The organism is Desulfobotulus pelophilus (assembly GCF_026155325.1).
In the GTDB taxonomy this organism is placed as follows: Bacteria; Desulfobacterota; Desulfobacteria; order Desulfobacterales; family ASO4-4; genus Desulfobotulus; species Desulfobotulus pelophilus.
The window spans coordinates 152,753-160,366 of record NZ_JAPFPW010000008.1 but is presented as its reverse complement, the minus strand read 5'-3'; the positions used below and the strand labels follow the sequence as shown (position 1 = coordinate 160,366).

Annotated in this window: 6 protein-coding genes and 1 pseudogene; all 7 read left to right on the top strand. The window is 54.4% G+C overall.

Annotated elements, in window-relative coordinates:
• Nucleotides 1-707, top strand: a pseudogene (locus OOT00_RS08765) (hypothetical protein); the annotation flags it as partial.
• Nucleotides 704-1,042, top strand: coding sequence for a magnetosome protein MamC family protein (locus tag OOT00_RS08760; protein WP_265424985.1), 339 nt, complete (start codon nucleotides 704-706; stop codon nucleotides 1,040-1,042). The pseudogene OOT00_RS08765 and the gene OOT00_RS08760, both read left to right, overlap by 4 nt.
• A 115-nt stretch (nucleotides 1,043-1,157) precedes the next feature.
• Entirely contained in the window at nucleotides 1,158-1,535 is a 378-nt protein-coding gene (locus OOT00_RS08755; RefSeq protein ID WP_265424983.1) for a hypothetical protein, read from the top strand.
• Between the two features lie 365 nt (nucleotides 1,536-1,900).
• The gene (locus OOT00_RS08750; protein ID WP_265424981.1) at nucleotides 1,901-2,143 is read left to right on the top strand and encodes a hypothetical protein; all 243 of its coding nucleotides are present in this window, start codon (nucleotides 1,901-1,903) and stop codon (nucleotides 2,141-2,143) included.
• The gene (locus OOT00_RS08745) at nucleotides 2,140-4,248 is read left to right on the top strand and encodes a heavy metal translocating P-type ATPase (RefSeq protein ID WP_265424979.1); all 2,109 of its coding nucleotides are present in this window, start codon (nucleotides 2,140-2,142) and stop codon (nucleotides 4,246-4,248) included. The genes OOT00_RS08750 and OOT00_RS08745 overlap by 4 nt, the downstream gene beginning before the upstream one ends.
• Complete coding sequence (locus OOT00_RS08740; RefSeq protein ID WP_265424977.1) at nucleotides 4,232-4,954, top strand: FeoA domain-containing protein; 723 nt, start codon at nucleotides 4,232-4,234, stop codon at nucleotides 4,952-4,954. Before OOT00_RS08745 ends, OOT00_RS08740 begins: the two co-directional genes overlap by 17 nt.
• Before the next feature lie 456 nt (nucleotides 4,955-5,410).
• A complete protein-coding gene (locus OOT00_RS08735; protein WP_265424975.1) occupies nucleotides 5,411-7,558 on the top strand; it encodes a TonB-dependent receptor domain-containing protein in 2,148 nt (715 codons plus the stop codon).
• Nucleotides 7,559-7,614 lie beyond the last annotated feature (56 nt).

The window sequence follows — 7,614 nt, the reverse complement described above, 5'->3', positions numbered from 1 at the left end:
CACAGGGTTATCCCATGCCGGGTCAGCCTCCCCAGTTTCCACCGCAGGGTTATCCCATGCCGGGTCAGCCTCCCCAGTTTCCACCGCAGGGTTATCCCATGCCGGGCCAGCCTCCCCGGTTCGCACCACAGGGCCATCCCATGCCGGGCCAGCCTCCCCGATTCAGACCGCAGGACTATCCATTCCCTGGTCAACCATCTCAGGGCACACCCTTTCAGACCGGAGAAGACTCCTGCGGCCAGAATACCAAACAAGCTTCCGAAACCAGTCCTTCGGAAAAAACCGGCCATGCAGGCGGATGCTGCAAAGGTTCCTCTGCCGACCCATCTTACCATGCCATGCCCGGTTATGTGCCACCCTACCGTCAGCAGAGTGCCCCCTTTTACGGACCACCTCCGGGAACAGCCCACGCAGGACCCATACCCAACCCCCAGGATATGGCCATGCACTACGGCCATCTCTATGGCCTGATCCGTGATGCCGCCAACGGTCAACCGGATATATCCGGATTCATGAATTTCTTCCAGACCGTGAGTTCGGATTTCTGGAAGGGTGCTCTGATCGGAACAGGTATCACCCTTCTGTTCACAACAGATGCGCCGAAATCCTTGCTGGCAAAAGGTCTTGCCGGACTCTCCGGTGCTGCTGCCGCAGCCCCCCCTTCACCCGATACCCACACCCAGCCAAAAGAGGAGGCCGACCTATGAGCCGCATGGATATGCAAAACCCGAATCCCACCAGCCTGCACATCGGAATGGCGCCCAGAGCATCGCTGGCCATGGGTGCGGCAGGCGCCCTTGTGGGTGGCAGCATTGCCACAGCAAAAAATATCCGCAAGGTGAAAGAGGAATCCATCACCAAAGACGAAGCCGTAAAAGATATTTTGAAAGAAAGTGCCACCACAGGCATAGCCACTGCCATTGGAACAGCCGCTGTCAGTATGGTGGGACTTCGGGGAACCCTTTCCCTTCTGGGCCTTCTTTCCGTGACCATAGGCGTCAAATACCTTGCGGACAAGACCGTTTCCGACAAAAAGGCCTGATCTGAATTCCCTGCATCAGGCAGAAAAGACCTCTCATTCATGGTGACAAAGAATTTTCTCCATGAAAACCTGCGGCACTGTCCGCTTTCGACCTATCTGTGAACAGGAGAAAAACATGAGCCATACCAATACGCCTTACTACTACTACCCTCAGGCAGGCTACAATTCCGCTCCTCAGGAATACAATACCGCCTATTCCTACGGTTATCAGGCCGTTCCCAACGAATATCTGGTGCACTCCGATGGTCAGACCTATTACTACCCGCCACAGGCTCCGGGTACCTTTGAAAGCTGGGTGGATTTTCGCAATTCCGGCTACATCAAGGGTTTTGTAGTAGGAGCCGCAGCCGCTCTTGTACTGACCAACCCCACCATCCAGAAGGCTCTTGTAGGCGGCGTGGTTAAAATCTGGTCTGCGGTTCAGGGTGGTGTGGAGGAAGTGAAGGAACAAATTCAGGACATACGCGCTGAAATGAGCCAGAAGGAATCATGATTTTTTATTACTCATAGGGAATAAAACAAACAGAGAGACAATCCGTCTCCCTGCGGGTACCCGGATTGTTGGCCAACGGCACCCGCAGGGGACCCCGAACTCTCTTGCCTCTCCCACTGGGAGAGGGACCGGGGCGACGCCCGGCACACAGACTTAGGGCCAGATCCCTGGGAAAACAAGGGTTGTTGGCCGGAATAAGCCCCCGTAACGCCTTAAAATAGCATTACCACGCAAAAACGAAGGCTAAAAAAGGCAACAACTGCTTTCTTCACACAACCCAGGAAAGCGAGCTGGCTTCCGGAACACCCGCCACCAACAGGGTATTTCATCATGAGTACAGAGCTGATTTCACAGAGGAGGCAGCCATGAATCCCATGGAATGTCAGGGAAGAGGCGCAGCAGGCAAAGTATCCCGTGCTGCAGAAATCCGTGCGAAAAGGGATAAGATCAAGCTGGGGCTGGCTCTCTGCCTGGGAGCCACCGTGGTTACCGGTCTGGTGAGCTCTAAAACTTCCCGCCGCCTCCATGTGGCGGCGGGTGCTGCACTGGTGGGATTAAGTGCCTGGCATCACCTTCTGTACACCCCGAAAAAGAAACAATCTCCATGACACGAATCCGATACATGCCAGACAATCCGCCCATTCAGGTGGTACACAGTATTCCTGGACGATTTCGTCTGAAAAGCAGGGCCTTCACCAACCCTGCCCTGGATCCCGACTATGTAACCGCCCTCATCGCCTCCCTGCCCGGTGTGCAGCAGGTCCGCATGAACACAGGCTCCGGCTCCATTGTGGTGGAGCATGATACGGAATCCAGCCTTCGGGAAGAAATACTGCTCCGGCTGAACAATCTTCCCCAGGATGCTTTTCTCCCCGAAATCCGGAGAAGAAGTGGTCCGGATCTCTTTGAAGTGGGTACCCGTACCATGGCTGCCGCCATCACCCCCTTTCTGCCCCGGTCCCTGCAAGGCCCCTTTTCCTGGGTACTGTCTTTGCCTACCCTCGTGAGCGGGGCGGAAACCCTTATCACCGAAGGCCTGAAAGTGGAGGTTCTGGATGCCAGCGTGAGGCTGATGTCCCTTGCACGAAAAAATTATTTTGTGGGTAACGCCGTTGGCGCCATGCTTTCCATGGCCGCATACTTTGAAGAATCCAGCACCCGTCAGGCCAATGATCTTCTGAAGAATCTTCTCCGTCCCCAGGCGGACAGCCTCAGGGTGGAACGGGATGGGGCAGAGGTGATGATTTCATCAGATCAGGCCATGGTAGGAGATATTGTGATCTGCGGTCCAGGCGAAATGATTCCCGTAGACGGGCTTGTCCTGTCCGGCGAGGCTTCTGTGAATGCCTGCTCCATCACAGGAGAATCCGCCCCTGTCCATGCCAGCCCGGGAGATGAGGTGCTTTCCGGCGGTATCATTGAAGAAGGCAAACTGAGGGTGGAAGCCCTGAATGTGGGGAGAGAAACCAGCATGGCCCGCATCGGAAAATTTCTGGAAAAATCCCTCCGTACCCAGTCCGGTCATCAGCGCTGGAGCCATACACTGGCCGACAGGCTGGTGCCCCTTACCTTCGGTGTGGGTCTTGGTGTGTACGCTCTGACCGGCTCTGCAGCCAGAGCCGCATCCGTACTGGCTGTGGATTATTCCTGTGCCATCAAGCTCGCCACACCCGTAGCCGTCCGAACGGCCATGTACCATGCAGGCAGAAAGGGAGTACTGCTGAAGGGAGCCCAGGCACTGGAAGCACTGGGAAGTGTGGATACCCTTATTTTTGATAAAACCGGCACGCTCACCCACGGACTTCTGCAGCTTACGGATATCCTGGCCCTGGAAAATTTCACTGAAGATGAAATCCTGGCCCTTGCCGCCGGAGCGGAGGAACACTACGGCCACCCCGTTGCCAGAGCTGTACTGAAGGCGGCCAGAGAAAGGAATCTCAGCCTGCCGCCCATAAGTCAGGTTGATTTTATTGTAGCCCACGGTGTTTCTGCCTATGTGGATGAAAAACGGGTGCTGGTGGGTAGCCGGCACTTTATTGAAGAAGACGAAGGTATTTCCTGTGCTGACGTGAACGAACAGTCAGAATCCCTGCAGGACCAGGGGAAAACCCTCCTTTATGTGGCGCTGGAAGGAAGGCTTGTGGCACTCATGGCCTTGAGAGATACCCTGCGCAGTGAAGCGGGTGATACCCTGAAAGCTCTGAAGGCCTCCGGTTTTACCCGCCTTGTGATGCTCAGCGGAGATCAGCCGAGGCCGGTCCACGCCGTTGCGGATCAGCTTACGGAGCTGGATGAGGTTCATGCCGGTCTGAAACCCGAAGACAAGGCCCGTATTGTGGACAGACTGAAAAAAGAGGGCAGAAAGGTTGCCTTTGTGGGAGACGGCGTGAATGACTCTCCGGCCCTTCTTTCGGCTGATGTGGGCATCTGCATGTCCGAAGGCGCGGATCTGGCCAGGGATGCGGCTCAGGTTGTACTGATGAAAGATGATCTGGAAGGGCTTGTGATGGCAAGGAATATTGCCAGGGATACGGGCAGGGTACTGCATAACGCCCTCTGGTCTGCGGTGGGTATCAATTCCGGCCTGCTGGTCCTCGCAGGTACCGGCCGCATCAGCACCCTCACGTCCGCTGCCCTGCACAATGCGTCAACCATTGCCATTCTGGCCTATGCGGCCATGAACAAAGGAGAACAGGATGCTCTTCCATCTTGATCAGGCCCCCTGCAACAGGTCTCTGATCCTGTCCGAAATTGACGATGCCATACTCAGTGACCGCCTGGCCCGTATGGGAATCTATGCAGGCGATTCTCTGATGCGCCTTGATGAGGAAGTACACCTCGGACCGGTGCGGGTGCATGGCCCCAGAGGCCATGTCGTACTGGCCGGCGGCATGGCCGCCAAGGTGATTGTACACCACGACGACGGGCATAAAACCCCTGTTTTGGAAATGCTGCCCGGCGAAACGGGCCATGTGGAGGGCCTTGTATGCGGCAGCTCTCTGGCAGAAGGACTTGAAATTCTGGGAATAAGAGAAAACGACAACCTGCGCATGGAGCACAGGGTTCCACCCATGAACTATCTTATCCGCATGGGCAATGACCATTTCAAACTCACCGAAGGCATGGCCACCAAAATCTGGGGTGAAATGGAAGGCCGCGAACTGCAGTTTGCCATGGCAGGAAGGGGCAAGCCCTTTCTGGTAAAGCAGCTCATAGGCGGCAGCAGGGCCTTGTCCATGCTGGACGGTTTTTCCATTGCACCGGGAAAAGTCCTTTTTCTTGAAGCCGTAACTCCGGCACAGCCCGTAGGGCATAGCGGCCGCAATCAGGTTATCGTTGCCATGAAAACGGGACTTCGCCTTTATCTCAGACCGGATCAGGCTCAAAGAATCCGTGTGATTCAGCCCGGCAGGGAATAGCCGCCATCTACCATCACCGCTTCTTCTTCCCCTCATGACTCCGCCACACAGTAAAGCAGGCTGTTTCTGCGGCCTGCTGCTCTCCTATTCCCCGTTTCCCAGACCGGTCAGTACCCACCGTGCCCTCCTTTCCACAGACCATATCCGCCCTGTTACTGTGGTCCTTCAGCCGGAAAGTGAATGGACATACAGCCCGTTCCCCCCCCGGCCTCCCTTTTCTTCCCCTGAGAAACCATGATGTCTGCCCCTTTGGACAGAGAAAAAAATACCCGAACGGATTTTTATTGACATCCCTGCCAGAGAACTATATGGGTTACCGAAAAAAGTTCCCCAGCCAGAAAAAAATAAAAGGCGTAATCATTTTATCAACCAACCGAAACCCAAATGAAAGGCTGTGGAATGGTATTGTTCCAAAGGAAAACACGCAACAAATCAGGCAACACCCCGCCAGAACAAATGCTAAAAACAAGGTTCACAAAGGCGGTGGGCGCAGGCCTTGCTCTCACCTTTTTTGCCTTCGGTGTTTCTGCCGCAGAAAAAGAAAGGGAAGAGCAAGACATCGCCATGACGGAAGTCACCGTAATCGGTACCCGGCTTGCAACAGATGTCCAGAAATATCCCGGTTCTGTAACCATTCTGAGCGAAGAGGATCTTAAAAGCTCCAGCACAGTCATTGAAGCCATGACCTCCATCCCGGGAGTCAGCACCGGTCTGGACTCCGGCAGGGGAATGGGCCAGGGTTATAATATCCGTGGTTTCGGTTACCAGTCCGAAGACAGGGTCATTATTCTTCAGGATGGTGTCCGCCGCTCTCCTTCCCTGTTTTCCAATCAGATATCCACCTTCCGCTCGGATAATGATCTTTTGAAAAGGGTGGAGGTGGTCAAGGGAGCCTCTTCGGTCAGCCACGGGAGCGGTGCCATTGGTGGTGTGGTGGAAATGACCACCAAAGATGCTTTTGATTTTATGGTTCCCGGTCAGAATTATGGCATGGCCACAAAATTCCGTTATGAAGATAACAACTACAGGGAAGGATATGTGGCCTTTGCCACAGCTCCTGAAGATCAGAACTATGAAGTGCTCATATACGGAAAAAAAGGCGTCCATGGAGACAGAACCCTTGCCAAAGCCTACGATGCCGGGAATGGTATCCGCTCCAAAAATGTGGACAACGATGAGGATCTTCGGGTTCTCTTCATCAAGGGGGCCTACAACTTTAGTGATGCCTCCCGCCTGGCCCTTTCCTACTATGACTTTTCGCAGGATTCTGAAGTAACCTGGCAGAGCCTTTTCCACCCTGCCTACAGCACCGTAACAGGGCCTATAATCGGAACCCTCACCCAAAGGGACATGGTGGCCTCCTATACCTATAATCCCAGCAACTCCAACTGGATCAACTTCGGTGCAACAACCTACACTTCCGAAGCCAGCTATGACAGAGGCTACGACTACATCAATGCTGCCGGTAATCCGACCAAGCTGGATTATGAAAACGAAGATTCCCGATGGGGGGTAAGGCTGCGCAACGAGATGACCTTTGCAGCCCTGACAGCCAGCAACCGCCTTCTTTTTGGCATAGACTACGAAAAACGGGAAGAAGACGCCATTTACGTATTAAACGGCCAGGTGACGGATTTCGGCTCCATGCCCAACACCTATGAAGATACAGGATATTTTGCCCATCTGGAATCCGCCTTTTTTGATGAGGTACTTACCATACAGGCCAGTGGCCGCTTTGACAGCTTTGACCGTGACCTCAAAGGAAGAGGCAAGGCCTATTCCGGAGATCACTTTTCTCCCAGGATAGGTTTCAGTGCCCGCGTGTTTGACGGTTTCCACCTGCTGGGCAATTACTCTGAATCCTTCCGCGCGCCCACTCCACACGAGACCTCTTCCGAGGGTCCCCTGAACCGCCATTACTGGTACCTGCCCAATTCCAACCTTACGCCTGAAGTGGCCAAAGAATTTGAGGGCGGATTCTCCTACACCCGCAGGGACGTTTTCACCCCGGATGGCAGAATCCGCATCAAGGCCATGTATTTTGACGGCAAAGTGGAAGATATGATCGTGCTGACTGCCGATCATGCAGGCCCCGTATCCCCTGAAAACACTCCCTATGCAACCTACGAGAATATCAACAGGGTCTCCAGGGATGGCTATGAGATCACAGCGGCCTATGACTCATTCCGGGGCGGCCTGAACCTTGGCTACTCCCACATCAATCAGACCGATGACGCCACGGGTAAAAAGACACCCCAGGCCTTTGCGGATAAAGCCACCCTCACTGCCTATGTCCGGCCCCTGGACAGCCTCCGAATCAGCACCACCATTAACCACTGGCTCAAACCGGACCAGAATCCGGAAACGGTTCTGAGTGGCGGGCAGACCTACTGGTATGTCCGGGACAGCTATACCCAGGCCAATTTCCTTGCCACATGGACTCCGGAAATCCGCTCCTTGAATCTCTTTGCCAAGGATCTGGAAGTGCTTGTGGGCGTGAACAATGCCTTTGATCAGATATATCTCAATGCCAGAGAGGTAGAAACCACATCCCGGGTCGGTAAAGGACGCAATATCTTTTTCAGTGTGGCAGCCAAATTCTGATAACCTTTCCCCGGAGACCGGCACAGGTCTCCGGGGAAACAGACAAAAGGAAACTT

Bases quoted from the DNA above. Each gene is read 5' to 3' on its own strand.
- OOT00_RS08750 (WP_265424981.1), top strand. From the start codon at position 1,901: ATGAATCCCATGGAATGTCAGGGAAGAGGCGCAGCAGGCAAAGTATCC.
- OOT00_RS08745 (WP_265424979.1), top strand. From the start codon at position 2,140: ATGACACGAATCCGATACATGCCAGACAATCCGCCCATTCAGGTGGTA.
- OOT00_RS08755 (WP_265424983.1), top strand. From the start codon at position 1,158: ATGAGCCATACCAATACGCCTTACTACTACTACCCTCAGGCAGGCTAC.
- OOT00_RS08735 (WP_265424975.1), top strand. From the start codon at position 5,411: ATGCTAAAAACAAGGTTCACAAAGGCGGTGGGCGCAGGCCTTGCTCTC.
- OOT00_RS08760 (WP_265424985.1), top strand. From the start codon at position 704: ATGAGCCGCATGGATATGCAAAACCCGAATCCCACCAGCCTGCACATC.
- OOT00_RS08740 (WP_265424977.1), top strand. From the start codon at position 4,232: ATGCTCTTCCATCTTGATCAGGCCCCCTGCAACAGGTCTCTGATCCTG.